Annotated in this window: 21 protein-coding genes and 1 pseudogene; 11 read left to right on the forward strand and 11 right to left on the reverse strand. The window is 52.0% G+C overall.

Going from position 1 to position 25,405, the window contains the following annotated elements; all coding sequences use genetic code 11:
- The first annotated feature begins 9 nt into the window (after positions 1–9).
- On the forward strand, positions 10–1,020 hold the full coding sequence (locus BM427_RS09415) for a LacI family DNA-binding transcriptional regulator (protein ID WP_090121106.1): 1,011 nt from the start codon (positions 10–12) through the stop codon (positions 1,018–1,020).
- On the opposite strand, the gene lysA is transcribed toward BM427_RS09415, so the two are convergent.
- On the reverse strand, positions 1,017–2,279 hold the full coding sequence (gene lysA / locus BM427_RS09420; protein WP_090121107.1) for a diaminopimelate decarboxylase: 1,263 nt from the start codon (positions 2,277–2,279) through the stop codon (positions 1,017–1,019). The two genes, BM427_RS09415 and lysA, sit on opposite strands and share 4 nt — an antisense overlap.
- 120 nt (positions 2,280–2,399) lie before the next feature.
- On the opposite strand from lysA, the gene BM427_RS09425 reads away from it, so the two are divergent.
- A complete protein-coding gene (locus BM427_RS09425; RefSeq protein WP_090121722.1) occupies positions 2,400–3,326 on the forward strand; it encodes a LysR family transcriptional regulator in 927 nt (308 codons plus the stop codon).
- Here BM427_RS09425 and BM427_RS09430 read toward each other — a convergent pair.
- Positions 3,323–4,015, reverse strand: coding sequence for an amino acid racemase (locus tag BM427_RS09430; RefSeq protein WP_090121109.1), 693 nt, complete (start codon positions 4,013–4,015; stop codon positions 3,323–3,325). The genes BM427_RS09425 and BM427_RS09430 overlap by 4 nt on opposite strands.
- A 151-nt stretch (positions 4,016–4,166) precedes the next feature.
- Here BM427_RS09430 and BM427_RS09435 point away from each other — a divergent pair, with 151 nt between their 5' ends.
- The 6 genes from BM427_RS09435 to BM427_RS09460 all read left to right on the forward strand — a co-directional run bounded on the left by BM427_RS09435 (position 4,167) and on the right by BM427_RS09460 (position 10,549).
- Positions 4,167–4,496: a cupin domain-containing protein gene (locus BM427_RS09435; protein ID WP_090121110.1), complete on the forward strand. Its 330-nt coding sequence runs from the start codon at positions 4,167–4,169 to the stop codon at positions 4,494–4,496.
- Positions 4,497–4,995: 499 nt separating this feature from the next.
- Positions 4,996–5,886: a carbohydrate ABC transporter permease gene (locus tag BM427_RS09440; protein WP_090121112.1), complete on the forward strand. Its 891-nt coding sequence runs from the start codon at positions 4,996–4,998 to the stop codon at positions 5,884–5,886.
- Positions 5,879–6,781 (forward strand): carbohydrate ABC transporter permease, encoded by a 903-nt coding sequence (locus tag BM427_RS09445; RefSeq protein WP_090121113.1) that lies wholly within the window; start codon positions 5,879–5,881, stop codon positions 6,779–6,781. Before BM427_RS09440 ends, BM427_RS09445 begins: the two co-directional genes overlap by 8 nt.
- A gap of 12 nt (positions 6,782–6,793) precedes the next feature.
- Complete coding sequence (locus BM427_RS09450) at positions 6,794–7,921, forward strand: ABC transporter ATP-binding protein (protein ID WP_090121114.1); 1,128 nt, start codon at positions 6,794–6,796, stop codon at positions 7,919–7,921.
- A gap of 141 nt (positions 7,922–8,062) precedes the next feature.
- The gene (locus tag BM427_RS09455; RefSeq protein WP_090121116.1) at positions 8,063–9,352 is read left to right on the forward strand and encodes an ABC transporter substrate-binding protein; all 1,290 of its coding nucleotides are present in this window, start codon (positions 8,063–8,065) and stop codon (positions 9,350–9,352) included.
- A 66-nt stretch (positions 9,353–9,418) separates the two neighbouring features.
- Entirely contained in the window at positions 9,419–10,549 is a 1,131-nt protein-coding gene (locus tag BM427_RS09460) for an oligogalacturonate lyase family protein (protein ID WP_090121118.1), read from the forward strand.
- 46 nt (positions 10,550–10,595) lie between these two features.
- Here the strand turns inward: BM427_RS09460 and araE are convergent, their stop codons facing one another.
- The 3 genes from araE to kduI all read right to left on the reverse strand — a co-directional run bounded on the left by araE (position 10,596) and on the right by kduI (position 13,987).
- Positions 10,596–12,014 (reverse strand): arabinose-proton symporter AraE, encoded by a 1,419-nt coding sequence (gene araE / locus BM427_RS09465; protein WP_090121120.1) that lies wholly within the window; start codon positions 12,012–12,014, stop codon positions 10,596–10,598.
- 314 nt (positions 12,015–12,328) lie between these two features.
- Positions 12,329–13,090, reverse strand: a complete 762-nt coding sequence (gene kduD / locus BM427_RS09470; RefSeq protein ID WP_090121123.1) for a 2-dehydro-3-deoxy-D-gluconate 5-dehydrogenase KduD — start codon at positions 13,088–13,090, stop codon at positions 12,329–12,331.
- A 60-nt stretch (positions 13,091–13,150) separates the two neighbouring features.
- The gene (gene kduI / locus BM427_RS09475) at positions 13,151–13,987 is read right to left on the reverse strand and encodes a 5-dehydro-4-deoxy-D-glucuronate isomerase (protein WP_090121724.1); all 837 of its coding nucleotides are present in this window, start codon (positions 13,985–13,987) and stop codon (positions 13,151–13,153) included.
- A 497-nt stretch (positions 13,988–14,484) separates the two neighbouring features.
- On the opposite strand from kduI, the gene BM427_RS09485 reads away from it, so the two are divergent.
- Complete coding sequence (locus tag BM427_RS09485; protein WP_090121126.1) at positions 14,485–15,660, forward strand: oligogalacturonate lyase family protein; 1,176 nt, start codon at positions 14,485–14,487, stop codon at positions 15,658–15,660.
- 338 nt (positions 15,661–15,998) lie between these two features.
- On the opposite strand, the gene BM427_RS09495 is transcribed toward BM427_RS09485, so the two are convergent.
- The 5 genes from BM427_RS09495 to BM427_RS09515 all read right to left on the reverse strand — a co-directional run bounded on the left by BM427_RS09495 (position 15,999) and on the right by BM427_RS09515 (position 21,005).
- Positions 15,999–16,679: an oligogalacturonate-specific porin KdgM family protein gene (locus BM427_RS09495; protein ID WP_090121130.1), complete on the reverse strand. Its 681-nt coding sequence runs from the start codon at positions 16,677–16,679 to the stop codon at positions 15,999–16,001.
- Between the two features lie 475 nt (positions 16,680–17,154).
- Entirely contained in the window at positions 17,155–18,336 is a 1,182-nt protein-coding gene (locus BM427_RS09500; protein ID WP_090121132.1) for an acetyl-CoA C-acetyltransferase, read from the reverse strand.
- A gap of 154 nt (positions 18,337–18,490) precedes the next feature.
- A complete protein-coding gene (locus tag BM427_RS09505; RefSeq protein ID WP_043956721.1) occupies positions 18,491–19,303 on the reverse strand; it encodes a MetQ/NlpA family ABC transporter substrate-binding protein in 813 nt (270 codons plus the stop codon).
- Positions 19,304–19,321: 18 nt separating this feature from the next.
- Positions 19,322–19,990: a methionine ABC transporter permease gene (locus tag BM427_RS09510; protein ID WP_090121134.1), complete on the reverse strand. Its 669-nt coding sequence runs from the start codon at positions 19,988–19,990 to the stop codon at positions 19,322–19,324.
- Positions 19,983–21,005 carry a methionine ABC transporter ATP-binding protein gene (locus tag BM427_RS09515; RefSeq protein ID WP_090121135.1) on the reverse strand — a complete coding sequence of 341 codons (1,023 nt, stop codon included), beginning with the start codon at positions 21,003–21,005 and terminating at the stop codon, positions 19,983–19,985. The genes BM427_RS09510 and BM427_RS09515 overlap by 8 nt, the downstream gene beginning before the upstream one ends.
- Positions 21,006–21,396: 391 nt before the next feature.
- Between BM427_RS09515 and BM427_RS09520 the strand changes: the two genes are divergently transcribed.
- The gene (locus tag BM427_RS09520) at positions 21,397–22,767 is read left to right on the forward strand and encodes a pyridoxal-phosphate dependent enzyme (RefSeq protein WP_090121136.1); all 1,371 of its coding nucleotides are present in this window, start codon (positions 21,397–21,399) and stop codon (positions 22,765–22,767) included.
- Positions 22,768–22,777: 10 nt separating this feature from the next.
- Positions 22,778–23,920, forward strand: coding sequence for a trans-sulfuration enzyme family protein (locus BM427_RS09525; protein WP_090121138.1), 1,143 nt, complete (start codon positions 22,778–22,780; stop codon positions 23,918–23,920).
- A 145-nt stretch (positions 23,921–24,065) separates the two neighbouring features.
- Here the strand turns inward: BM427_RS09525 and BM427_RS09530 are convergent.
- Positions 24,066–24,818 (reverse strand): annotated as a pseudogene (locus tag BM427_RS09530) (sensor domain-containing diguanylate cyclase).
- Positions 24,819–25,405 lie beyond the last annotated feature (587 nt).

Genomic DNA, 25,405 nt, shown 5'->3' on the forward strand with positions numbered 1-25,405 from the left:
GAGCGTGTCATGGTCACAATGCTGGATGTTTCACTGCGCGCAGGCGTGTCGAAAGCGACGGTTTCCCGGGTTCTCAACAAGACGGGACAAGTCAAAGAGAGCACCCGCGCTCAGGTTTTTAAGGCGATGGAAGAGCTGGGGTATCGCCCCAATTTTCTGGCGCAATCGCTGGCGAATCGCACCAGTAATAGCATTGGCCTGGTGGTTTCCAGTTTTGATGGTTTCTATTTTGGCTGCCTGCTACAGCAGGCTTCGCGCCGGACGGAATTTCACGGTAAGCAGTTGATTGTCACCGACGGTCACGACACACCAGAGCGGGAAATGCTGGCGGTGCAAATGCTGGCTGACCGGCGTTGCGACGCCATTATTCTCTACACGCGTTTTATGAGTGAAAAGAGCATCCTACGTTTGATCGATGAAACGCCGATGCCGCTGATGGTGATCAACCGCGAATTATCCCAGGCGCATGACAAATGTGTCTTCTTCGAGCAGCAGAATGCCGCCTTTCAGGCGGTGGATTATTTGGCGGGCCTTGGCCACAGAGAGATCGCTTGCATCACCGTGCCGATCCATACTCCCACCGGCAAAGCGCGACTCATGGGATATCGTAAGGCACTGGAAAAACACGGAATTAGCTGGGATGAGGGAAGAGTAAAATACGGCGACGCCACGATGACGCGCGGCTATGAATTGTGCCGTGAGATGTTGCAGGAAGGTGCGCATTTCAGTGCATTGTTTGCCTGTAACGATGATATGGCGCTCGGCGCGTCGAAGGCGCTGTACCAGGCCGGTTTGCGCATTCCGCAAGATATATCGCTGTTTGGTTTTGATGATGCACCCAGCGCCCGCTGGCTAGAGCCAGGGCTGTCAACGGTCTATCTGCCGATCGATACTATGATCACCACCGCTATCGATCAGGCAATCAAATTGGCGAATGCCGATGAGATTGAACCGATCCCACCGTTTACCGGCACGCTGGTATTGCGCGACTCGGTGGCGGCGGGACCGTATCAGGATTAGAACTGCTCCAGCGCCAGCAGTTCGTCGATGGTCTGACGACGGCGGATCAGGCGCGCAACGCCATGATCAAAAAGAACTTCTGGCAGTAGCGGGCGGCTGTTGTAGTTTGACGACATTGATGCGCCGTACGCGCCGGTATCATGCAGCACCAGATAATCCCCCGCTTTTACCGCAGGCAGCGCGCGAGTTTCCACTTTCCCACCCTCTTGCTGGGTAAAAACATCGCCGGATTCACACAGCGGCCCCGCGACCACAGTGTCGATAAGTTCAGCTTGATGCAGATCGCGTCCATCGCCAGCCAGCGCGGTAATGTGGTGATAGCTGCCATACATCACCGGGCGCATCAGATCATTAAAACCCGCATCGATCAGCACAAAATGGCGGCTGCCCATATTCTTCACACTGCGCACCTGCGATACCAGCACGCCCGATTCCGCCACCAGGAAGCGTCCAGGTTCGATCTCCAGTTTCACTGCATGGCCGAGGTGTTTCGCGATTTGCTCGCGCGCAGCATTCCACAAGCCAAAATAGTGGGCCGTATCAACTTGATCTTCCCCTTCATGATAGGGAATAGAGAGCCCGCCGCCAGCAGAGATCGCCGACAAATCCTGGCCGAAATCCACCACCTGACGTACCATCGCGCCGCACACCTGCTCAAGATGGCCGTAATCAACGCCGGAACCGATGTGCATGTGAATGCCCGCCAGTTGCAGCTGATAGCGCTGCATCACCGCCAGAGCCGCATTGAGATCGCTATACCAGATGCCGTGTTTGCTGTTTTCACCGCCGGTATTGGTTTTCTGACTGTGGCCGTGGCCAAAGCCCGGGTTAACGCGTAGCCAGACGCGATGGCCCGGTGAAACGGCACCGAGCTGTTCCAGCATATCGACGGAACCGGCGTTCACCGCAATGCCCAGCTCGCTAACCCGCGCCAGCGTGGTATCATCAATCACATCGGCGGTAAACACAATATCGTCCGGGTGCGTTTGCGGATCGTAACCTGCCGCTAATGCACGCTCGATCTCACCCAGCGACACCGAATCGACTTTCACACCCTGCTCGCGCATCAGCCGCAGAATATGAATGTTTGAGCACGCCTTTTGCGCAAAACGCACCACATCAAACGCGCTGAGTTTGGCGATTTGTGCGCGAATAATTTGCGCGTCATAAACCCATACCGGGCAGCCAAATTCAGCAGGCAGCCGCAGCAGGTTTTCCGCATTGAGGTCGGTATCGGTCTGGTGTAGTGAGCGTGGCATGGTGAACTCCGTCAGCAATTTTTATTGATTACGCCACAGCACGAAGAGAATAAAAAATATCGTTTTATCGCCACCCTATGCAAAAATGATATGGATAACCCACAGCAACGGGATTCCGCGATGCCAGCCGTTAACTTGCGCCATATCGAAATTTTTCACGCCGTGATGACCACCGGCAATCTGACTGAAGCCGCAACATTGCTGCATACCTCCCAGCCGACGGTTAGCCGCGAACTGGCGCGCTGTGAAAAAGTGCTGGGCCTGAAGCTGTTTGAACGTTCGCGTGGGCGTTTGCATCCCACGGTGCAAGGGCTCCGGCTGTTTGAAGAGGTGCAGCGCTCGTGGTACGGGCTGGACCGAATTGTCAGCGTCGCCGAAAGCCTGCGCGAGTTTCGTCAGGGGGAACTTTCCGTCGCCTGCCTGCCCGTCTTCTCGCAGTCCTTTTTACCGCTGCTGTTACAGCCTTTTCTCGTCCGCTATCCGGATGTCAGCCTCAACATTGTGCCGCAGGAGTCGCCGCTGCTGGAGGAGTGGCTGTCGGCACAGCGCCATGATTTAGGCCTGACCGAAACACTGAGTACCCCGGCAGGTACCGAACGAACGCCGCTGCTGACCTGTAATGAAGTGTGTGTGATGCCGCAGAATCACCCGCTGGCCAACAAAACGGTGCTGACGCCAGCCGATTTCCTGGGGGAGAATTACATCAGCCTGTCGCGTACCGACAGCTACCGGCAACTGCTGGATGCGTTGTTTACAGAACATCAGGTTAAACGGCGAATGGTGCTGGAAACCCACAGCGCCGCCTCGGTTTGTGCAATGGTACGCGCGGGCGTTGGGCTTTCGGTGGTTAACCCACTGACGGCACTGGATTACGCCGCCAGCGGTATCGCCGTGCGCCGTTTCAGTATCGACGTACCCTTTACCGTTAGCCTGATCCGCCCACTACACCGCCCCGCTTCCGCGCTGGTCGACGCGTTTACCGCCCATTTACAGGCAGCCATGACGCTGGTTAGCGGGCCGCTGGCTGCCATGCTGGGCGAACCTTAAGAGAGCATAAAGTCCACCGCATCGGCGGCATGCAGCACCGCCGTGTCAAACACCTTAATTGGACAATGTGTTTCTGGCAGCAGCAGGCCAATCTCGGTGCAACCGAAAATAACCCCTTCCGCGCCTTCGCCAGCTAATTTTTTGATTAAATTAACAAAATAGTAGCGAGACTCATCGGTAAACGTCCCCAGACAGAGCTCACTAAAGATGATGTCGTTAATGCGCTCGCGATCTTCCGGGCCCGGCACGGAGGTTTCGATGCCAAACTGTTTTTCCAGGCGGCCACGGTAAAAATCCTGCTCCATGGTATAGCGCGTACCCAGCAGCGCGACATTGCGCATGCCCGCGCTTTCAATGGCGCGCCCGGTGGCGTCGGCAATATGAAGGAACGGAATATGGCAACGCTCTTCGATTTGCCCGGCCACTTTGTGCATGGTGTTGGTACAAAGTACAATGGCCTGTGCACCAGCCTGCTCCAGACCCGCAGCAGCCTGTGCGAGGATCTCGCCCGCTTTGTGCCACTGCGCCGTTGCCTGGCAGGCTTCGATTTCGTGAAAATCCAGACTGTGCAGCAACAAACTGGCGGAGTGCAGACCTCCCATCCGGGCCCTCACACCCTCATTAATCAGGCGATAGTAAGGGACTGTCGATTCCCAGCTCATCCCACCCAGAAGCCCTATCGTTTTCATTGTGTTTCTCCGTCAGGTTTTGCAATCAAAAAATCAAAGTTGTGATCGACTTTCAACTTCTCTGGTCTCGCGTTTATTTTTGAGGAACGCTGAGATAAAATATTTTGAAACAACGTTTCAATAACTATTTCCTTCACGACAGGATAGCCCGATGTTTATCTTCCATAAAGACACTCAGCTTGACGATCTGGGCAACGGCGTAACGCGTCGTATACTCGCCCATGGCGGCAAAATGATGGCGGTCGAAGTCATGTTCGAACAAGGTGCCATCGGCCCAATGCACAACCATCCTCACGAACAACTCACCTATGTCTTATCCGGTGAGTTCGAATTTACCATCGGTGATAACAAACATATCGTCACCGCAGGCGATACTCTTTATAAGCAACCGCACATTATGCACGGCTGCGTCTGCCTGAAAGCGGGAACCCTGCTTGATACCTTCACCCCGGTGCGTGAAGATTTCTTAAAATCATTATAGTAAGCCCCCTAATTGACGCCCCCATTAGTAGGGGCGTTTTTTATTTCCCACAGACAGTAAAATAATTCGCCAGATAATCGTTTTTATTTTGAATGGTTTCATTCTGCGATACTTAATTCGCGGCAATATTGCGTGTTTGTTTCCCCTGAATGATTCTGTAAACCCCGTGTTTTTTGGGCGAAAAACGCTGCCACTTCACTTTATTGAAACATCGTTTCGACTTTGATCACATTTCGAGAATTAATCGAATGACGAGAATTTAAAACCCAATAAAATATTTTAAAACGATGTTTTACAAATCAAGAATGCATGTTCATACGTTATTAAAAAAAAGATATTTTACCAATAATTTCTGATAGTTAGACCGCCATAGAGCCAGCCAAAATAAATATTGTGAGCGAGCGCACATACAGATGCTGTTTTTATCCCCGCGGCTACGGCGGCGGGGGAAAGTCACTCTCCGAATCCGTATTACACATTGTTCGCCAGGTAGGTATGTATGAATGAAAACAGACTGCTGGGATTGGCCTGGATATCACCCTACATTATTGGGCTGATAGTCTTTACGGCTTTCCCATTCATTTCATCATTCTTTCTCAGTTTTACTGAGTACGATTTGATGAGTCCGCCGGTATTTAACGGCATCGAAAACTATCGCTACATGTTTACGGAAGATACCCTCTTCTGGAAATCAATGGGCGTGACTTTTGCTTATGTCTTTTTGACCATCCCACTGAAGCTTGCCTTTGCGCTGGGTATTGCTTTTGTGTTGAATTTTAAACTTCGCGGTATCGGCTTTTTCCGTACGGCTTACTACATTCCGTCCATTCTCGGCAGCTCTGTCGCCATTGCCGTGCTGTGGCGCGCACTGTTCGCCATTGATGGCCTGTTGAACAGCTTTATTGGCGTGTTCGGCCTGGATCCGGTGAACTGGCTGGGCGAACCGTCGCTGGCACTGATGTCGGTGACACTGCTGCGTGTGTGGCAGTTTGGCTCTGCCATGGTGATCTTCCTTGCTGCTCTGCAAAACGTCCCGCAATCCCAGTACGAAGCGGCAATGATCGATGGTGCCAGCAAGTGGCAGATGTTCATGAAAGTGACCGTACCGCTGATTACGCCGGTGATTTTCTTCAACTTTATTATGCAGACCACACAGGCGTTCCAGGAGTTTACCGGCCCGTATGTCATTACTGGCGGTGGCCCGACCTATTACACCTATCTGTTCTCGCTCTACATCTACGATACCGCCTTCAAATATTTCGATATGGGCTACGGTGCAGCGCTGGCCTGGGTTCTGTTCCTGGTCGTCGCGGTCTTTGCCGCCATCGCCTTTAAATCCTCGAAATATTGGGTGTTCTACTCTGCCGATAAGGGAGGCAAAAATGGCTGATATCCAACATCTCACGCCGGGCATGAAGGAAGCCGAACATGAAGTGGCGCGCACCCTGCGTCGTGAGAAAATCAGCGCCTGGATCCGCTATACGATCCTGCTCTTTGTCGGGCTGTTAATGCTTTACCCGCTGGTGTGGATGTTCTCGGCGTCGTTTAAACCGAACCACGAAATCTTCACCACGCTGGGGCTGTGGCCTACGCACGCAACATGGGATGGTTTTATCAACGGCTGGAAAACCGGGACGGAGTACACCTTCGGCCATTACATGCTGAACACCTTCAAGTATGTGATCCCGAAAGTGATCCTGACGATCATCTCCTCAACAGTGGTGGCTTACGGCTTTGCCCGCTTTGAGATCCCGTGGAAGAATTTCTGGTTCGGCACACTGATCGCCACCATGCTACTGCCGAGCACCGTGTTGCTGATCCCGCAGTACCTGATGTTCCGTGAAATGGGCATGCTTAACAGCTATATGCCGCTCTATCTGCCGCTGGCTTTCGCCACGCAAGGTTTCTTCGTCTTTATGTTGATTCAGTTCTTACGCGGCGTGCCGCGCGACATGGAAGAAGCGGCGCAGATTGACGGGTGTAACTCCTGGCAGGTGCTGTGGTATGTGGTGGTGCCGATCCTGAAACCGGCCATTATCTCCGTCGCGCTGTTCCAGTTCATGTGGTCAATGAACGACTTTATCGGGCCGCTGATTTACGTCTATAGCGTGGATAAATACCCGATCGCACTGGCGCTGAAAATGTCCATCGACGTGACCGAAGGTGCGCCGTGGAACGAAATTCTGGCAATGGCGAGTATCTCCATTCTGCCGTCCATCATTGTCTTCTTCCTGGCACAACGCTACTTCGTACAGGGCGTAACCAGCAGCGGAATTAAAGGTTAAGAGGGAAGTATCATGGCTGAAGTGATTTTCAACAAACTGGAAAAGGTCTACTCCAACGGGTTTAAAGCGGTACATGGTATCGACCTGAAAATTGCCGACGGTGAATTTATGGTGATTGTCGGCCCAAGCGGCTGCGCCAAATCCACCACCCTGCGTATGCTGGCAGGCCTTGAAACCATCAGCGGCGGTGAAGTGCGTATCGGCGAGAAGATCGTCAATAACCTTGCACCGAAGGCGCGCGGTATTGCTATGGTGTTTCAGAACTACGCGCTCTACCCGCATATGACCGTGCGGGAAAACCTCGCCTTCGGCCTGAAGCTGAGCAAGCTGCCGAAAGATGAGATCACCAAACAGGTGGATGAAGCGGCGAAAATCCTCGAACTGGAAGAACTGATGGACCGACTGCCACGTCAGCTTTCCGGTGGCCAGGCACAGCGTGTGGCGGTCGGCCGCGCGATTGTGAAAAAACCGGATGTATTCTTGTTCGATGAACCGCTGTCGAATCTCGACGCCAAACTGCGCGCTTCTATGCGCATCCGCATTTCCGACCTGCACAAACAGTTGAAAAAATCCGGTAAACCGGCAACCACCGTGTATGTCACCCACGATCAGACCGAAGCGATGACCATGGGCGATCGTATTTGCGTGATGAAGCTCGGCCATATCATGCAGGTCGATACCCCGGACAACCTCTATCACTACCCGAAAAACATGTTCGTGGCGGGCTTTATCGGCGCGCCGGAAATGAACATCAAACCGGCAAAAATTGTGAAAAAAGGCGAGCAACTGCATATCACCCTCGGTCACGAAACGCTGGCACTGGATGCGCGTCAGCAGGAGAAAGTCGCGGGCTATGCCGACAAAGAAGTGTTCTTCGGCGTGCGCCCGGAATTTGTCTCCGTTGCCGATGAGCCGTTTGATGAAGACTGCGGTAGCGGCGATCTGGTGCGTGTCGAAAACATGGGTCACGAATTCTTTATTTACCTGAAAGTCGCTGACTACGAATTAACGGCACGAATCCCTTCCGATGAAGCTAAGCCAATGATTGCAAAGGGACTTCATCGTAAGGTGTATTTTAAGTTTGATATGAATAAGTGTCATATTTTTGACGCAAAAACAGAACAGAACATTTCCCTATAAAAACGAAATCCTTCGGGATATGCCGAGGCGGCAAGTCGGTGCATCCCCGGTAGCTTATCAGTAAGTGACCGGGGTGCACTGGCGCAGCCAACAAAGCGGCAACCTGAAGAACGAAGTTTAAACAAACTCTGGAGTATAAAAATGAAAAAAGTGCTTATAGGCGCCGTTATCTCCGCAACGCTGGGCATGTGCGCTGTACCCGCAACTGCTGCTGATAATGTCGACCTGCGTATGTCCTGGTGGGGGGGCAACGGTCGTCATCAGGTAACATTAAAAGCGCTGGAAGAGTTTCACAAACAGCATCCGAACATTGACGTTAAATCCGAATACACCGGCTGGGATGGCCATCTCTCCCGTCTGACCACACAAATTGCGGGCGGCACCGAACCGGATGTAATGCAAACCAACTGGAACTGGTTGCCGATTTTCTCGAAAAGCGGCGAAGGTTTTTACGACCTGAATAAGGTAAAAGACATTATCGATTTGAGCCAGTTCGACGCCAAAGAGCTGCAATCCACCACCATTGACGGCAAGCTGAACGGCATTCCGATCTCCGTTACCGCGCGTGTCTTCTACTTTAACGATGAGCAGTGGAAAAAAGCGGGCGTCGCCTTCCCAAAAACCTGGGATGAGCTGTTAGCTGCAGGCAAAACTTTCGAAAGCAAACTCGGCAAACAATATTACCCGGTGGTACTGGAGCACCAGGATACGCTGGCGCTGCTGAACTCTTACATGGTGCAGAAGTACAACATTCCGGCCGTTGACGAAAAAGCGAAGAAATTCAGCTACAGCAGTGAGCAGTGGGTGGAATTCTTCCAGATGTATAAAAAACTGGTCGATAGCCATGTGATGCCGGACACCAAATATTATGCGTCGTTCGGTAAGAGCAACATGTATGAGATGAAGCCGTGGATCGAAGGTGAATGGGGCGGTACTTATATGTGGAACTCCACCATCACCAAATACTCCGACAACCTGAAGCCGCCAGCCAAACTGGTGCTGGGTGATTACCCGATGCTGCCAGGCGCAACAGACGCAGGTCTGTTCTTCAAACCAGCGCAGATGTTGTCGATTGGTAAATCCACCAAACATCCGAAAGAAGCAGCAGAGGTGATCAACTTCCTGCTCAACAGCAAAGAGGGTGTGGAAACGCTGGGTCTGGAGCGTGGGGTGCCACTGAGCAAAGCCGCAGTACAAACGCTGACCGCCAACGGCGCGATCAAAGAGAGCGATCCCTCGGTGGCGGGTCTGCGCCTGGCGCAGTCTCTGCCGACCAAACTCTCTGTTTCGCCGTACTTTGATGATCCGCAAATTGTTGCCCAGTTCGGCACAGCGATTCAGTACATCGATTATGGTCAGAAATCCGTGGTAGAAACAGCCGCTGACTTCCAGCGCCAGGCTGAACGTATCCTGAAACGCGCTATGCGCTAACATTTTTCCGTCACGACATACCCTGCTCGCCTGCGGCAGGGTATTTTTTTATCTGAGGAGCCGCAGATGGCAAAGGGAAAAATTGTTCAACTCACCTTCCGTCGCCAACACGATGAAAAAACGGGGCATGAGGTTATCCGCCTGACGCCGCCGCACATTATTTGTCACCGCAATTACTTCTACCAAAAATGCTTTACCCGCGACGGCGGGAAACTCCTCTTCGGCGGCGCGTTTGAAGGTCACTGGAACTACTATTTGCTGGATCTCGTCCGTCAAGACGCAATACAGTTAACCGAAGGTGCCGGGGATAATACTTTCGGCGGCTTTTTATCGGCGGACGATCGTTCGCTGTGGTATGTGAAAAACACCCGCGAATTGCGGTGCGTTGATCTGCACACGCTTGAAGAGCACATCGTTTATCAAGTGGATGATGACTGGGTAGCTTATGGCACCTGGGTGGCAAATTCTGCTTGCACAAAACTGGTCGGCATCGAAATCAAGAAAAGCGACTGGCAACCGCTGACCGACTGGCAAAAATTCCGCGACTTCTACTTTACACACCCGGAATGCCGGTTGATCCGCATTGATTTACACAGCGGCAAACGCGACACATTGTTGCAGGAAAAGCGCTGGTTGGGGCACCCGATTTACCGTCCGTTTGATGACTCAACGGTGGCATTTTGTCATGAAGGGCCTCGCGATGTGATTGATGCACGCATGTGGTTGATTCATGAAGATGGCAGCAACCTGCGCAAAGTGCGCCAGCACCAGCCGGGAGAAAGCTTTACCCATGAATTCTGGGTGCCGGACGGTTCCGCACTCTATTACGTGGCGCATCAGGAAAACGATCCGCGTCGTTATCTCTACAGCGCCGATCCGCGCACGCTGGAAAACCACCAGCTAATGGCGATCCCACCCTGTTCACACCTGATGAGTAATGAAAACGGCAACCTGGTGGTCGGCGATGGCGCGCCGCACCATACCGGCGATATTCATCTTAATGATCCGTTTATCTGGGTTTTCAATATCAAAAGCGGCGAGCAGACAGCCATTTGCCAGCATAACAGTAGCTGGAAAGTGCTGGACGGCGACCGTCAGGTGACACATCCGCATCCGTCGTTTACGCCGGACAATCAGTGGGTGCTATACAGCTCGGATGCCGAAGGGATGCCCGCACTCTATCTGGCACGGGTGTAATTGTTATTGCCCGGTGGCACTGCGCTTACCGGGCAATGTCAAACCGTTAAACCCCAATATCCCGCAGTTTCTCGCCAGACATCAGACGACGCTCAATATGCTCCAGCGTGACGTTTTTGGTTTCCGGCACCAGCCAGAACGTGACGCCGACAAACGCCAGGTTCAGTGCGGTATAGAGCCAGAACGTCCCTGCTGCGCCAATCGCATCCAGCAACGTCAGGAAACTCGCGCCAATAATCATGTTCGACACCCAGTTAGTGGTGGTTGAACAGGTTATCCCGAAATCGCGGCATTTCAGGGGCTGGATCTCCGAACACAAGATCCACACGACCGGCGCGGCGCTCATTGCATAACCGGCAATACAGATCATCGTCATACCGACTGAAAGCCAGGATAAACCACTCGATGCCGTGCCGTTATCAAACTGCATCAGGCAGTATCCGAGGATCAACGTGCCAATCGCCATTACGCTAAAACCAATTTTCAGCGCTGGTTTGCGTCCCGCTTTATCCACGGTAAACACAGCGATAAAGGTGGCAAACATAAAGGTCAGCCCGACCACCAGCGTAGCGATCATCTGCTCCTCAGTGGTAGTGAAACCGGCCATTTTAAAGATGCGCGGCGCGTAATACATGATGATGTTCATACCGGTAAACTGCTGCATCGCCTGCAACAACATGCCAAGGAACACCGCGCGTCGCACATTGCGGTTGGCTTTAAAAAGCTGGAAACCGCCTTGTTTCAGTTTCAGGCTTTCACGGATCTCGTTCAGTTCCTCGCGGGCTTTTTCCGAGGTATCGCGCAGCATCCGCAGCACCTCTTCCGCTTCGATATGACGCCCTTTTTGCGCCAACCAACGCGGGCTATTGGGGAGGAAAATCACCAAAATAATCAACAGCACCGCTGGCAATGCCAGCACGCCGAGCATCGCCCGCCAGTTGCCGCTGTAGCTGAACGCTGTATCGGAGAGGAACGCCAGCACAATCCCCAGTGTTACCATCAACTGGTACATACTGATCATCTTGCCGCGCACGTTTTCGCTTGCCATTTCAGAAAGATAGAGCGGTGCAGTGTAAGAGGCAATCCCTACCGCAACGCCCAGCAGCACACGAGAAAGAAGCAGCATTTCCACACTACCGGCAAACGCTGAACCGAGTGAACCGGCAACAAACAGCACTGCACCGGCCATCAGACTGTATTTACGCCCCAGGCGGAACGAGAGCCAGCCGTTAAACAACGCGCCCAGCGCCGCGCCGAGCATCATGCTGCTCACCACCCACTCTTGCAGGCGGCTGCTCAACACAAAATGATCGGTAATAAACGGCAGCGCACCGGCGATCACGCCGATATCAAGGCCAAACAACAGCCCGGCGACCGCTGCCGAAACAGAAACAAACAGGTTCATCCGCCTGGTGTCACGCAACGCGCGCGGAAGTGTTACAGAGTCATTACTAATAGAAGTCATTTTTTCCCTGCCTGCACAAAGTAAGGTGTTCTATGAAAGTAAGCCAGTATCACAGGAAGCGTCAGTGAGGAATTCGCGAAGATATGGATAAATTAGCTATGGCATTGTGTTTTGTGATGGAGTTTACAATTTTGAAAATATAGTTTAAGCACTAAACTAATTTTAATAATTTGATTTATTTGAAGTTTATAAATAAGAGTGTGACTTTAGTAGAAATAGATATGGATTTTTCAATTAAACACATATGGACAAACATTATGCAGATATAAAAAAACCTGCCCGCAGGCAGGTTTTATCAGGCTTCGGGAGGCAAATTAACGTGCCAGCCAGCCACCATCAACAGCCACGGTGTAACCGTTGATGTAGTCAGATGCTTTCGACGCCAGGAACACCACTGGCCCTTTCAGATCGCTCGGTAAACCCCAACGCGCAGCAGGGATACGATCGAGGATCTCGGCGCTGCGCTGTTCGTCGGCGCGCAGTTGCTGAGTGTTATTGGTCGCCATGTAGCCCGGCGCAATCGCGTTGACGTTGATATTGTGCTTCGCCCATTCGTTTGCCAGCAGACGGGTTACGCCCATCACGCCGCTTTTTGAGGCGGTGTAAGAAGGAACGCGGATGCCGCCCTGGAAGGAGAGCATGGAAGCAATGTTGATGATCTTGCCGCCGTTGCCTTGTGCAATAAAGTGTTTTGCCGCAGCCTGAGACATAAAGAACACGCTCTTGATGTTCAGGTCCATGACGTCATCCCAGTCTTTCTCGCTGAAGTTGATTGCGTCTTCGCGGCGAATCAAACCGGCGTTATTAACCAGAATGTCGATTTTGCCAAACTCGGCAACCGCACGCTCCAGCAAAGCCGGAATGCCGTCGATCTTACGCAGATCTGCAGTCAGGCTGAGAAAACGACGGCCCAGCGCGGTCACGTGCTCGATGGTTTCTGTTGGTTCAACAATGTTGATACCGACAATGTCGCAACCCGCTTCCGCCAGGCCCAGCGCCATTCCCTGACCCAGACCGGTATCGCAACCGCTCACCACCGCAACTTTACCTTGAAGAGAAAATGCATCCAGAATCATGTTAGTTCCTTAATCTATCAGCGCCTGTACCGGACAGGCATGGTTTTATGCTGCCCGCAATTAGCGCAGATCTTTTACAGCGACGTGATCCATGTCATCAAAGACCTGGTTCTCACCCACCATTCCCCAGATGAAGGTGTATGCACGCGTACCGACACCCGAGTGAATGGACCAGTCTGGAGATATGACCGCCTGCTCGTTATGCATCACAATGTGACGCGTTTCCTGCGGCTGCCCCATCATATGGAAGACGCAGGCATCTTCTTCCATGTTGAAGTAGAAATAGACTTCCATGCGGCGTTCATGGGTATGGCACGGCATGGTGTTCCACAGGTTGCCTGGCGCAAGCTCGGTCAGCCCCATGCTTAACTGGCAGGTTTCCAGCACATCCGGCACGAAATATTTATTGATGGTGCGGCGGTTACTGGTGAGCGGATCGCCAAGAGTGACCGGAGCGACATCTTCGGGGGTCACCTTTTTCGTGGGTAAGGTCATATGCGCCGGCGCACAGTTGTAGTAAAACTTTGCCGGTTTTGCGCGATCGACGCTGGCGAAAACCACTTCTCTCGCACCTTTACCAACGTAGAGTGCTTCGCGGTGACCAATTTCATAGCACTGGCCGTCAACGGTAATGGTGCCAGAGCCGCCAATGTTGATGACTCCCAGCTCGCGGCGCTCAAGGAAATAGGTCACGCCGAGTTGCTTGCCCACTTCGCCGCCGACGGAGACGCGTTTCTGTACCGGCTTAATACCGCCAACAATGATGCGGTCTATATGGCTGTAGACCATGGTGTATTCGTCATCAACGAACACTTTTTCAACTAGAAATTCATCGCGCAGGCCCTGGGTGTCCAGCGTTTTGGCGTGCGCACTGTGGATGCTTTGTCTGACTTCCACAATAACCTCCGACGTAAATTTTGACCGAAACGGCATCTAACGGAACATGGAACATTGTTCCGTTTCTTCTTTTAATGCATCTTATCCCGGTTAAAATACGTTTTCAATTAAGATTAAAACAACGTTTCAATTTTCCTATAGATTATTATGAAATCTGTAAGTGCGATCACGATTGTTTGGCGTTGACAGCGTCAATAGAGGGCTTCTTTATGTCCTCACCTTTAAATTAATAATAAAAAACAATAAGTTAATATTAACTTTAAATTGCAGCAACCGATCGACACTTTTCCTGTTTAAAATCAAAGTTCGCCTTCTCCTGGCTTTTACTTCTCTCCCTGCTCTGCGCAAGATCTGGATTTTCTTATAAAGTGCGTCAGCAATCACACATATTGAAACGATGTTTTGATAATTTAACACTCTATTTTTAAACTTCAGAGAATCAGCGGTCATCATTGGGACGCACACTTTCCCAGCAGACCCGAAAAAGGAGCAAAATAATGGCGAAAGGCATGCGGGTAAAACTCAATTATGCAGTCAGCCGCGATCCGGATACCGGCGCGGAAGTCACCCGCTTAACCCCACCGGAAGTGACCTGTCACCGGAATTACTTTTATCAAAAGTGTTTCTTTAATGATGGCAGCCATCTGTTATTCGCCGGTGAATTTGACGGACACTGGAACTACTACCTGTTGGATATTGCCAAAGCCGAAGCCATTCAGTTAACGGAAGGCGCGGGCGACAATACCTTCGGCGGCTTTCTCTCTCCGGATGACAGCGCGCTCTATTATGTGAAAAACGATCGTACCCTGCGCGAAGTGAATTTGCAGACGCTGGCAGAGCGTGAAGTTTATCGCGTGCCGAATGAGTGGGTCGGTTACGGCACTTGGGTTGCCAATAGTGATTGCAGCAAACTGGTGGGGATCGAGATTGCCGCCAGCGACTGGACGCCGCTGAATGACTGGAAACTGTTCCATGATTTCTTCCACAAAGGGCCACACTGCCGCCTGCTACGTGTCGATCTGGAAAGCGGCGCAAGCGGCGTGATCCATGAAGAGAAAATCTGGCTCGGTCATCCCATTTACCGTCCTTTCGACGACGATACCGTCGCGTTCTGCCATGAAGGCCCGCATGATCTGGTGGACTCGCGGATGTGGCTGGTGAACGAAGACGGCAGCAACGTGCGCAAAGTGAAAGATCATGCTGAAGGTGAAAGCTGTACGCACGAATTCTGGGTGCCTAATGGTTCCGCGCTGGTGTATGTCTCGTATCTGAAGGGAAAACAGGGCCGCATGATTTACCGTTTCAATCCGGATATCGGCGTGAATGAACCTGTAATGCCAATGCCCGCCTGCTCGCATCTGATGAGTAATTTCGACGGTACGCTACTGGTTGGTGATGGTTCCGGTACGCCAGTAGATGTGAAAGATACCGGCGGTTACACCATCGATAATGATCCTTATTTATATGTTTTCGACGTGGAGCAAAAAAACTATTTCCGCGTGGCGCGCCACGACACTTCATGGGCGACGTTTGCCAACAGCCGCCAGGTGACCCACCCACATCCGTCGTTCACACCGGATGACAGTGCAATTCTGTTTAGTTCAGACAAAGACGGCAAACCGGCGCTCTATATTGCGAAACTTCCGGAACAACGCACTTTGCTGCAAGCATAGATTTTGAGTAAGTGTTTCTGTAACTGGCATTGCCCTCTCCGGAGGGCTTTTTTTATTCCTCCCAATGCCTGTCATACTTCGCGCTGCAGATGGCACGGACGCTTATCTGGCTTACAACAAGACGTTATTTTTATGCTCTTGTGAATGTATGCCCTAAATAATTCGTGTTGCAGGAAGGCGGCGACGCAGCAAATCCCCAAGAGCTTACTGAAGTAAGCGACTGGGGTTTGCGAGGAAAGCCAACACATCTGGCAAGCAAAGCAGCAGCGCGAAGTATGATGGGCATAAAAATCCCCGGCCAACCGCTCCGGGGATATTATTGAGGGTAATGCAGACAATCAGAAAGAATACGCGACACCGACACGGAAACGGGTCTGCCGTTCGTCAGTGTTTTTCACGCCGACGTTGCCGACTTCCACATACGGAGACCAGTTTTTATCCAGTTTATAGGCCACTTTGGCGTTGTATTCGTTGGAATAGGTTTTGTTGTTCTCGCGAATAACATCTTCGGTGCTCTTGGCGTAAACATAGTTCAGCTCAACGCGATAATCGCCCATTGCCCACCCGACCCATGTATCGAATTTATTGACCTTGTTATCGACGGTACTGGAATTGGGGTTGCGTGTGTATTCATAGCGGTAACGACCAGCAATATAAACGCCATTATCGAAGCTGTACTGCGCATGAATATAGGGTTTATAGATAGAGTTGGTATCTTTACTTTCGATATTAAAACCTGGTGTTAACGCAATGTTTTTGGTTGCTGCCCAGCGCCAGTTAATGGATTCTTCGTGACCGTTACCAACGATTTCCGTTAACGGTTTATCCGCATCGTTGCCGCCCGATTTCCATTTTGCTTCAACACCAAAACCTACGCCATTTTCAAAGCGGTGAGAAACAGCAACGCGATCGGCATTTGAACCGCTATCGATGTATTCATGACGTAAGTCTACAGTGACTGCTTGTGAAGCGAAGGATGCGCCAATGAGTGAAGCAAGAGCCAGAGATTTTTTAAACATGAGTTACCTCAAGAAATTAAAATTACATTCCATTTTTATGGAATTATATTTTATTTTTATGAGAACATTATTTTAGTGATCATGATCGTAAATATCTCTCTGCGATGGAACTATGTATAGCGACGTGATGAATATCAATAAATCCCCCTTAAAAACAGCAATAAACAGGGTTTAGATCACACCATTATTCTATTAACAATTATCAAACACAGTTCAATACAAATTTAGAAAGTAATTCAAAACAGGAAGTTACAAACAAAATAAACTAATAATAAGCATGCTTATTTTAAGCATTTCAAATTGTAACCATGGGGATAATATAGATGAGGAAATTTAAAAAAGCGCGTTAGTTAAATAGCGCATGTTATTAGCATGAGAAAGAGAGGTTTTGTTTTAATTGAAACAACACCGGCACCAGATGTCACAAATAATAAAGCCCTCCGGGAGGAAGGCTCTATTCACAACAAAGAAGAGATCAATCGCGCTCAACGGCTAACGCTACGCCCTGACCGCCGCCGATACAGAGTGTCGCCAGCCCTTTACGGACATTGCGCTTTTGCATCTCATGCACCAACGAAACCAGGATTCGGCAACCGGAAGCGCCTATCGGATGGCCCAGCGCAATCGCGCCACCATTGACGTTAACACGCTTCTCATCCCATTCGAGGATTTTCCCCACCGACAGCGCCTGTGCGGCATAAGCTTCATTGGCTTCTATCAGATCGACATCATCAAGCTGCCAGCCTGCGCGCTCCAGACAACGACGCATGGCATAAACCGGCGCGATCCCCATCAGCGCAGGATCGACGCCAACGCTGGCAAAGGCGCGAATATGCGCCAGCACTGGTAAATTCAATTCGGCCGCTTTGCCTTCGCTCATCATCAGCACGGCAGCAGCGCCATCATTCAGCGGTGAGGCATTTCCGGCGGTGACTGAACCTGTCAGTTCAAAGGCGGGTGTCAGTTTCGCCAGCGCTTCCGCACTGGGATCAATGCGCGGCTGCTCATCGGTCTCCACCAGCAGCGGCTGACCGTCCGCGCTCTGCGTCTTCACAGGAACAATTTCGTCACGAAAACGACCGGCATCAATCGCCACACGTGCTTTATGCTGCGAGCTTAACGCCCACTCATCCTGCCGCTCGCGGCTGATGCCATACTCACGCGCCAGGTTCTCGGCGGTAACACCCATATGATAATCATTGAACGCATCCCACAAGCCGTCATGCACCAGGCTGTCAATCAACTGGCTGTTACCCAACCTCGCCCCGGTGCGGCTGTCAGTCAGAACATGCGGCGCACGGCTCATGTTTTCCTGACCACCAGCGATGACCACATCCGCCTCGCCACACTGAATCGCTTGTGATGCCAGATGCAACGCCTTCAGCCCGGAACCGCACACGTCGTTTATGGTAATGGCGGAAACGGTGTTCGGCAGGCCGCCTTTGATGGCCGACTGGCGGGCAGGATTTTGCCCGGCCCCGGCGGTCAGCACCTGGCCTAAAATCACTTCATCAATAGCTTGTGGCTGTACACCGCTGCGTTCCACCAGCGCCTGCACCACCAGGCTACCCAGCTCCACGGCAGAATGGCGCGACAGTGCTCCCTGAAAACAGCCGATCGGCGTACGCACCGCCGCCACAATCACGACATCTTTCATTGCTGGCTCCCGCAGTGACTGAACCTGGCAATAGTAGTGCATTGTTAATAAGTATTAACGCAGATGTTTAAAATTAGTGAGATAAATCACAAGGAAAAAGAGAAGAGGCAGAAGAAAATGGCGCGCGGCCAGATGAGACCACGCGCGAAGGGGATCAGTTGTTAACCGGGATCACCGCACCTTTATATTTAGTGCGGATCCAGTCCTGAATCTCTTTGGAGTGCAGCACGTTCACCAGCGCCACGATATCTTTTTTCTTCTCGTCGCCGCGGTGTACGGTAATGATGTTGGCATACGGGTTGTTTTCACCGCTCTCAACGGCGATGGGATCGTGTACCGGATCCAGGCCCGCATCGATGGCATAGTTGGCGTTGATTACCACCGCATCGCCTTCGTTGTTGTTATACATCTGCGGCAGCAGCGCTGCTTCTACATTCGGCAGGAACTTCAGCTTTTTCGGGTTCTCAACGATATCGTCGATACGCGCGGTCACTTTATCCACGCCCGGTTTTAACTTGATCACACCCGCTTTTTCGAAGATGGAGAGAATACGCCCCTCTTCAGAAACGGCATCACGCATGATCACTTTGCCGCCTTCCGGCAGGTCTTTCAGCGATTTGTATTTTTTAGAGTAGATACCAATCGGCTCGATATGGATCGCACCGGCGCTGACGAAATCATAAGATTTGTCGCCCGCATGATCTTTGATAACGCTGTTCAGGTACGGAATATGCTGGAAGTAGTTCGCATCCAGTTCGCGGCTGGCCAGCGCGGTGTTTGGCAGAATATAATCCTGGAACGGTTTGATCTCGAGATCGATGCCCTGCTTGGCCAGAATCGGTTTCGCCTGTTCCAGAATTTCCGCGTGCGGCACGTTGGATGCGCCGACAGTCAGTGTATCCGCCCAGGAAGAGAAGCTCAGAACACTAAGGGTTGCTGCGGCAATCAGTGTCAGTGTTTTTTTCATGATGGTGGTTTCCAATAATTATCGTTTATCTAACAGAGAAGTGATCACGTCGCCGCAGAACTGAATAATGAAGACGATGATAAGGATAGTCACCGTCGCCACCAGCGTGACGTCGTTGTGGTTGCGCTGGAATCCTTCCAGATAAGCAAGATTACCCAATCCGCCCGCGCCAATAACCCCGGCCATGGCGCTGTAGCTCACCAGCGCAATCAGCGTCACGGTAATACCGGACACCAGCGCAGGCGATGATTCAGGCAGTAATACTCGAAATACCAGTGTGCTCAGACGAGCGCCCATTGAACGCGTCGCCTCGATCACCCCTTTATCTACCTCGCGCAGCGCAATCTCGACTAAGCGCGCGTAAAACGGCGCCGCACCGACAATCAGCGCAGGCAGCGCGGCATTCGCGCCGAGAATAGTCCCGACGATGGTTTTGGTAAAAGGAATCAACAGTACGATCAAAATGATGAACGGGATGGAGCGAAAGACGTTCACCAGAATCGAAATCACGCTATACAGCGTGCGGTTCTGAAACAGCCCGCCGCGCGCCGTCAGAAACAGCGCTAGCCCCAGAAAAATACCTAATACGAACGTTGCCGCGCCGGAGAGCGTCGTCATATATAACGTTTCTTGTGTCGCCGCCCAGAGTTGCTCCCATTTCAGGTGAGAGAAAAAAGAGTCAGCCATGTGTTACGACCTCGCTTGCAATATCGGTGTTGCGCAAATCCGCAAGGATATTGTCCAGTTGTTCCGGAGTTGCCTTCACATGCACCCATAATTGTCCAAAAACACCGTGCGCCGTCTGCGACATCTTGCCGTGCAGAATATTGAACGGCACACCGTAACGCAGCGTCAGTTCACCGACGATCGGCTGGTGCGTACTGTGGCCGGTAAACGTCAGCTTAATCACCGTACCGTCGAGATCGCTGTTCAACGCCGGGTCGAACGTCTCTTCTTCTTTATACTGGCTTACCTGGCGCACAAACTGACGGGTAATCGGCTGTTGCGGATGGGTAAAGACGTTCAGCACGTCGCCCTCTTCCACCACTTTGCCGTTCTCCATTACCGCGACCCGATCGCAGATCTTGCGCACCACATGCATTTCATGAGTGATCAGCACGATGGTTAGCTTGAAACGGCGATTAATATCCAGCAGCAGATCGAGGATCTGATCGGTGGTCTGCGGATCCAGCGCCGAGGTCGCTTCATCGCACAGCAGCACGTCAGGGTTATTAGCCAGTGCCCGCGCAATGCCGACGCGCTGTTTCTGCCCGCCGCTAAGCTGCGACGGATACGCATTCTCCCGGCCTTTCAACCCAACCAGTTCAATCAGATCCGCCACACGAGCCTTAATTTTCGCTTTTGGCGCACCGGCAATCTGCATGGAAAAGGCGATGTTTTCGCTAACCGTGCGCGACCACAATAAATTGAAGTGCTGGAAGACCATGCTGATCTTCAGACGCGCCTGGCGCAGGGCTTCGCCCTTTGCCTGCGAAATGTCCTGACCATTAATCACCACGCTGCCGCGAGTCGGCTTTTCCAGGCCATTCAGCAAACGGATCAGCGTACTTTTTCCGGCACCGCTGTAGCCGATAATTCCGTAAATTTGCCCCTGCTCAACCGTCAGATTGACGCTGTCGACGGCGGTAATCGATGCCTTTCCCTGGTCGAAAATTTTGGAAATATTCCTTAGCACGATCATTCGTTGGTGTTTCCGTTTGGCGGTTTAGCAGTATGGATGTCCAGATGATAATCAGCTGTAGTTATATTTCAAATAACTAAATGCAATTCACTTATAACAAATAGTGCTAAAGGCGGCGGAATGCGGAATTTGGCCATAAGGATTTTTTTCGCAATCTATTGCCGGAAAACGCATAACTCCGGCAAAGAAGCGGCAAAAAGTGCATGAAATCAGCGCAAAAAGGCGTTTTTTAGCTATTAACACGTCCAGACGACTATACGGCTCTCCTTCCCGATGGCTAAATAGAGCTTTATATTTCCGTTTGTTCTAAACGCCGAATAAAGATTCTTTAAAAGCGAAAAATGACAGACCTATCATCCGTGCATCAGTTTTTTCCACGGGTGAATAAATAATGTCTGTCTTCCATTCAGTAACCGAATTGATCGGCCAAACGCCGCTGTTGCAGTTGCATAAACTGGCAAGCGGCCCCTGTGAATTATTTCTCAAACTGGAAAACCAGAACCCTGGCGGTTCCATTAAAGACCGCGTCGCACTGTCGATGATCAATGAAGCGGAACGCCTGGGTCTGCTCGTGCCTGGCGGCACGATTATTGAAGCCACCGCCGGAAATACCGGGTTGGGGCTGGCGCTGATCGCTGCACAAAAAGGCTATTCGCTAATCCTGGTGGTGCCGGACAAAATGAGCCGCGAGAAGATTTTCCATCTGCGCGCGCTGGGTGCAAAAGTGGTCCTGACGCGTTCCGACGTCAACAAAGGCCATCCGGCCTACTACCAGGATTATGCACGCCGTCTGGCACAGGAAACGCAGGGGGCGTTTTACATCGATCAGTTCAATAACGAAGCCAATCCCCTGGCACATGCGACCACTACCGCACCAGAAATTTTTGCCCAGCTCGACGGCCGAATTGATGCCATCGTTGTCGGCGTCGGTTCCGGCGGCACGCTTGGCGGCTTACAGACCTGGTTCGCGCAGCACTCGCCGCACACCGAGTTCGTACTGGCGGATCCGGCAGGATCAATTCTTGCCGATCAGGTTGAAACCGGCCGTTATGGCGAGCCGGGTTCCTGGCTGGTTGAAGGTATCGGTGAGGATTTTATTCCACCGCTGGCACACATCGATGGCGTGCATAAAGCTTTCCGCATCACCGACCGTGAAGCCTTTGCCACCGCGCGCAACTTGCTGCAGCAGGAGGGTATTCTGGCGGGCTCGTCCACCGGCACTCTGCTCAGCGCCGCACTGCGTTACTGCCAGGCGCAAACCTCGCCAAAACGGGTGGTCACTTTCGCCTGCGATAGCGGCAACAAATACCTGTCGAAGATGTTTAATGACGACTGGATGCACCAGCAAGGTTTACTGACGCGCCCGTCGAATGGCGATCTCACAGATTTTATCGCCCTGCGTCACGACGAAGGTGCCACCGTTATCGCCGCGCCGGAAGATAGCCTCGCCGCCGTGCTGGCACGCATGCGGCTGTATGACATTTCGCAACTGCCGGTGCTGGAAAACGGCCAGCTGGTCGGTATCGTCGACGAGTGGGATTTGATAAGCCACGTTCAGGGCGACAGCCAGCGCTTTTCCCTGCCAGTCCGTCAAGCGATGACGCGTAACGTAGAAATTCTCGATAAGCATGCGCCGGAAAGCGTTCTGCGCAACATTTTCGATCGCGGTCTGGTGGCGGTGATCGCCGATAACGGCCGCTTTGTCGGACTTATAACCCGCAGCGATGTGCTGACTACATGGCGCAACCGTCTTGAACAATAAGGAAAAACAAATGAAAAATCTGGCAACGCAAAGCGTCCACAGCGGTATTTTCAACGACCAACACGGTGCAGTAATGCCACCGATTTATGCCACCTCCACCTTTGCGCAGCCCGCGCCGGGCCAGCACACCGGCTATGAATACTCGCGCAGCGGCAACCCAACGCGCCACGCGCTGGAAACGGCTATCGCCGAACTGGAAGGCGGCACACGCGGTTATGCCTTTGCCTCCGGTCTCGCCAGTATCTCCACGGTGCTGGAACTGCTGGATAAAGACAGCCACCTGGTGGCGATTGATGATGTCTATGGTGGCACATATCGCCTGATTGAAAATGTCCGCCGCCGCAGTGCCGGATTGCAGGTAAGTTGGGTGAAACCGGACGATCTGGCCGGTCTGGAAGCCGCCATTCGTCCGGAGACCAAAATGATCTGGGTGGAAACACCCACCAATCCGCTATTGAAGCTGGCGGATCTCGCCGCTATCGCCGCCATCGCCAAACGTCACAATGTGCTGAGCGTGGCGGACAACACCTTTGCATCGCCGGTGATCCATCGCCCACTGGAGCAGGGTTTCGATATTGTGGTGCACTCCGCTACCAAATACCTGAACGGCCATTCGGATGTGGTTGCCGGTCTGGCAGTGGTCGGTGATAACCCGCAACTGGCGGAAAAACTCGGTTACTTGCAAAACGCCGTCGGCGGCGTGCTCGATCCCTTCAGCAGTTTCCTGACACTACGTGGTATCCGCACCCTTTCCTTGCGCGTGGAACGCCATAGCAGCAACGCTCTGGCCCTTGCCCGCTGGTTGGAACAGCAGCCACAGGTGGAAAAGGTGTGGTTTCCGTGGCTGGAATCTCACCCGCAGTATCAACTGGCCCGCACACAGATGGCACTGCCTGGCGGCATGATTTCCGTGGTGGTGAAAGGCGACGATGTGCGGGCAACAGAAATCATCAATAAATTAACACTCTTTACGCTGGCCGAGAGCCTGGGCGGCGTCGAAAGCCTGGTCAGCCAGCCATTCAGCATGACGCACGCCTCAATCCCGCTGGAACAGCGGCTGGCGAACGGCATTACGCCACAGTTGATTCGCCTGTCGGTGGGTATTGAAGATGAAAACGATCTGATTGCCGACTGGAAACAGGCGCTGGCCTGAGACGTTAAAAGGGAGCTTGATAGCTCCCTTTTGGCTGGAAGAGATATCCCGCGTGGAAAAGACCTGGTTGCATCCCTGTTTTTTCGCCGCATAAAGCACGGTATCAGCCCGATGGTTCAGGCAGCTGGCAACCATATGCAGCGGTTTATCCCCCCGGCTTCCCGGACTGCAATGTCGCCAGACCAATGCTGATGGTAATAAAGCCGATGGGGCTGGCGTCATGCGGCATCTGTAGCGCGCTGACACGACTGCGCACGCCTTCAGCCATCCCCATAGCCTGCGCCAAATCGGTGCCAGGTAAGATAATCAGAAACTCTTCGCCGCCATAGCGGCTGACATTATTGTCGCTGCGCAGTTGCGATGCGGTCAGGGTTTTGGCAACGATGCGCAGGCAGTCATCTCAAGCCTGATGCCCCTGGCTGTCGTTGTAATTTTTGAAGTAATCGATATCCGCGAGGCAAACCGACAGCGGAAAATCCTCCTGCAGCGCGCGGGCGATCTCCGCCAGCAGACACTCATCCATATAGCGACGGTTAAACAAACCGGTCAGATGGTCGAGCTGGGCGTACTGTTGCAGCACTTTATTCGCGCTGGCGAGCTTATGTTCCGCATGACGACGCTCGGTGATATCCACCCAGGTCACCGGTAAACCGACGACCGCATCCATAGCATCGCGCACCGGCACCGACTGAATATCGTAGCAGCGATCGCGCCAGCCGAGTTCGCGCGAAGGCAACTCTTCGCCATTGTCAGCAAGGGCAAAATCGGTAAGGAAAAAGGGCCAGTAGTCAGGCATCAACTGCTGAATATGGCTTTCAAAGCCCTGCGGTACAGTGTTCCCCAACAACTTCGCCATCGCTTTGTTGGACATCACCATTCGCCCCTGGCGATCGATCATGCACAGCGCCACCGGCGTGGTTTCATAGATGGTTTCCAGTTGCAGAACCCGCTCGCCAAGGTTGGAGAGAGCGAGATAGCGTTTCTCGCCGATCCCTGCGTCCTGATATTCACCCTGCCAGAATGCGCCCAGGTCGCAAGAGAACCACCATAATATAACTACCTGTAATACATAAACTGCCGACTATGCACAGGAAAGTGAATCATATTCGCACGTATTTGCGTAATGGCGGGCGGCGATCCCCGATCCTGCAGGTCTATTGCGGCCCTACCTGCGCTGTCGTCCAGCAAGAGAAGTCATCATAGCCTCGTTGCGCAACATTGCGTCAGGCTTTTTCGTTATCGCCGCTCCGTATTCGCCGCTGGCAGTATTTATTTATGCAATCACAGTTATTAACGCTGAATAATAGAAAGTAGCTATCGCTATAAATTAATTCTCCCAAAGCTAAATTTACTCGTGTATTTTTCATTTTTTACAGGTAAGATAATTTATCTTTATTTATTCAGCATAGCTGCAAAATAAATATTTTCGAACGGTATTTCTATATATATAAGTAAATTAATAAACATCATCTATAAAACAAAAAA

This window comes from Kosakonia arachidis (assembly GCF_900116535.1).
In the GTDB taxonomy this organism is placed as follows: domain Bacteria; phylum Pseudomonadota; class Gammaproteobacteria; order Enterobacterales; family Enterobacteriaceae; genus Kosakonia; species Kosakonia arachidis.

Bases quoted from the DNA above. Each gene is read 5' to 3' on its own strand.
- BM427_RS09415 (WP_090121106.1), top strand. From the start codon at position 10: ATGGTCACAATGCTGGATGTTTCACTGCGCGCAGGCGTGTCGAAAGCG.
- lysA (WP_090121107.1), bottom strand. From the start codon at position 2,279: ATGCCACGCTCACTACACCAGACCGATACCGACCTCAATGCGGAAAAC.
- BM427_RS09425 (WP_090121722.1), top strand. From the start codon at position 2,400: ATGCCAGCCGTTAACTTGCGCCATATCGAAATTTTTCACGCCGTGATG.
- BM427_RS09430 (WP_090121109.1), bottom strand. From the start codon at position 4,015: ATGAAAACGATAGGGCTTCTGGGTGGGATGAGCTGGGAATCGACAGTC.
- BM427_RS09435 (WP_090121110.1), top strand. From the start codon at position 4,167: ATGTTTATCTTCCATAAAGACACTCAGCTTGACGATCTGGGCAACGGC.
- BM427_RS09440 (WP_090121112.1), top strand. From the start codon at position 4,996: ATGAATGAAAACAGACTGCTGGGATTGGCCTGGATATCACCCTACATT.
- BM427_RS09445 (WP_090121113.1), top strand. From the start codon at position 5,879: ATGGCTGATATCCAACATCTCACGCCGGGCATGAAGGAAGCCGAACAT.
- BM427_RS09450 (WP_090121114.1), top strand. From the start codon at position 6,794: ATGGCTGAAGTGATTTTCAACAAACTGGAAAAGGTCTACTCCAACGGG.
- BM427_RS09455 (WP_090121116.1), top strand. From the start codon at position 8,063: ATGAAAAAAGTGCTTATAGGCGCCGTTATCTCCGCAACGCTGGGCATG.
- BM427_RS09460 (WP_090121118.1), top strand. From the start codon at position 9,419: ATGGCAAAGGGAAAAATTGTTCAACTCACCTTCCGTCGCCAACACGAT.
- araE (WP_090121120.1), bottom strand. From the start codon at position 12,014: ATGACTTCTATTAGTAATGACTCTGTAACACTTCCGCGCGCGTTGCGT.
- kduD (WP_090121123.1), bottom strand. From the start codon at position 13,090: ATGATTCTGGATGCATTTTCTCTTCAAGGTAAAGTTGCGGTGGTGAGC.
- BM427_RS09485 (WP_090121126.1), top strand. From the start codon at position 14,485: ATGGCGAAAGGCATGCGGGTAAAACTCAATTATGCAGTCAGCCGCGAT.
- BM427_RS09495 (WP_090121130.1), bottom strand. From the start codon at position 16,679: ATGTTTAAAAAATCTCTGGCTCTTGCTTCACTCATTGGCGCATCCTTC.
- BM427_RS09500 (WP_090121132.1), bottom strand. From the start codon at position 18,336: ATGAAAGATGTCGTGATTGTGGCGGCGGTGCGTACGCCGATCGGCTGT.
- BM427_RS09505 (WP_043956721.1), bottom strand. From the start codon at position 19,303: ATGAAAAAAACACTGACACTGATTGCCGCAGCAACCCTTAGTGTTCTG.
- BM427_RS09510 (WP_090121134.1), bottom strand. From the start codon at position 19,990: ATGGCTGACTCTTTTTTCTCTCACCTGAAATGGGAGCAACTCTGGGCG.
- BM427_RS09515 (WP_090121135.1), bottom strand. From the start codon at position 21,005: ATGATCGTGCTAAGGAATATTTCCAAAATTTTCGACCAGGGAAAGGCA.
- BM427_RS09520 (WP_090121136.1), top strand. From the start codon at position 21,397: ATGTCTGTCTTCCATTCAGTAACCGAATTGATCGGCCAAACGCCGCTG.
- BM427_RS09525 (WP_090121138.1), top strand. From the start codon at position 22,778: ATGAAAAATCTGGCAACGCAAAGCGTCCACAGCGGTATTTTCAACGAC.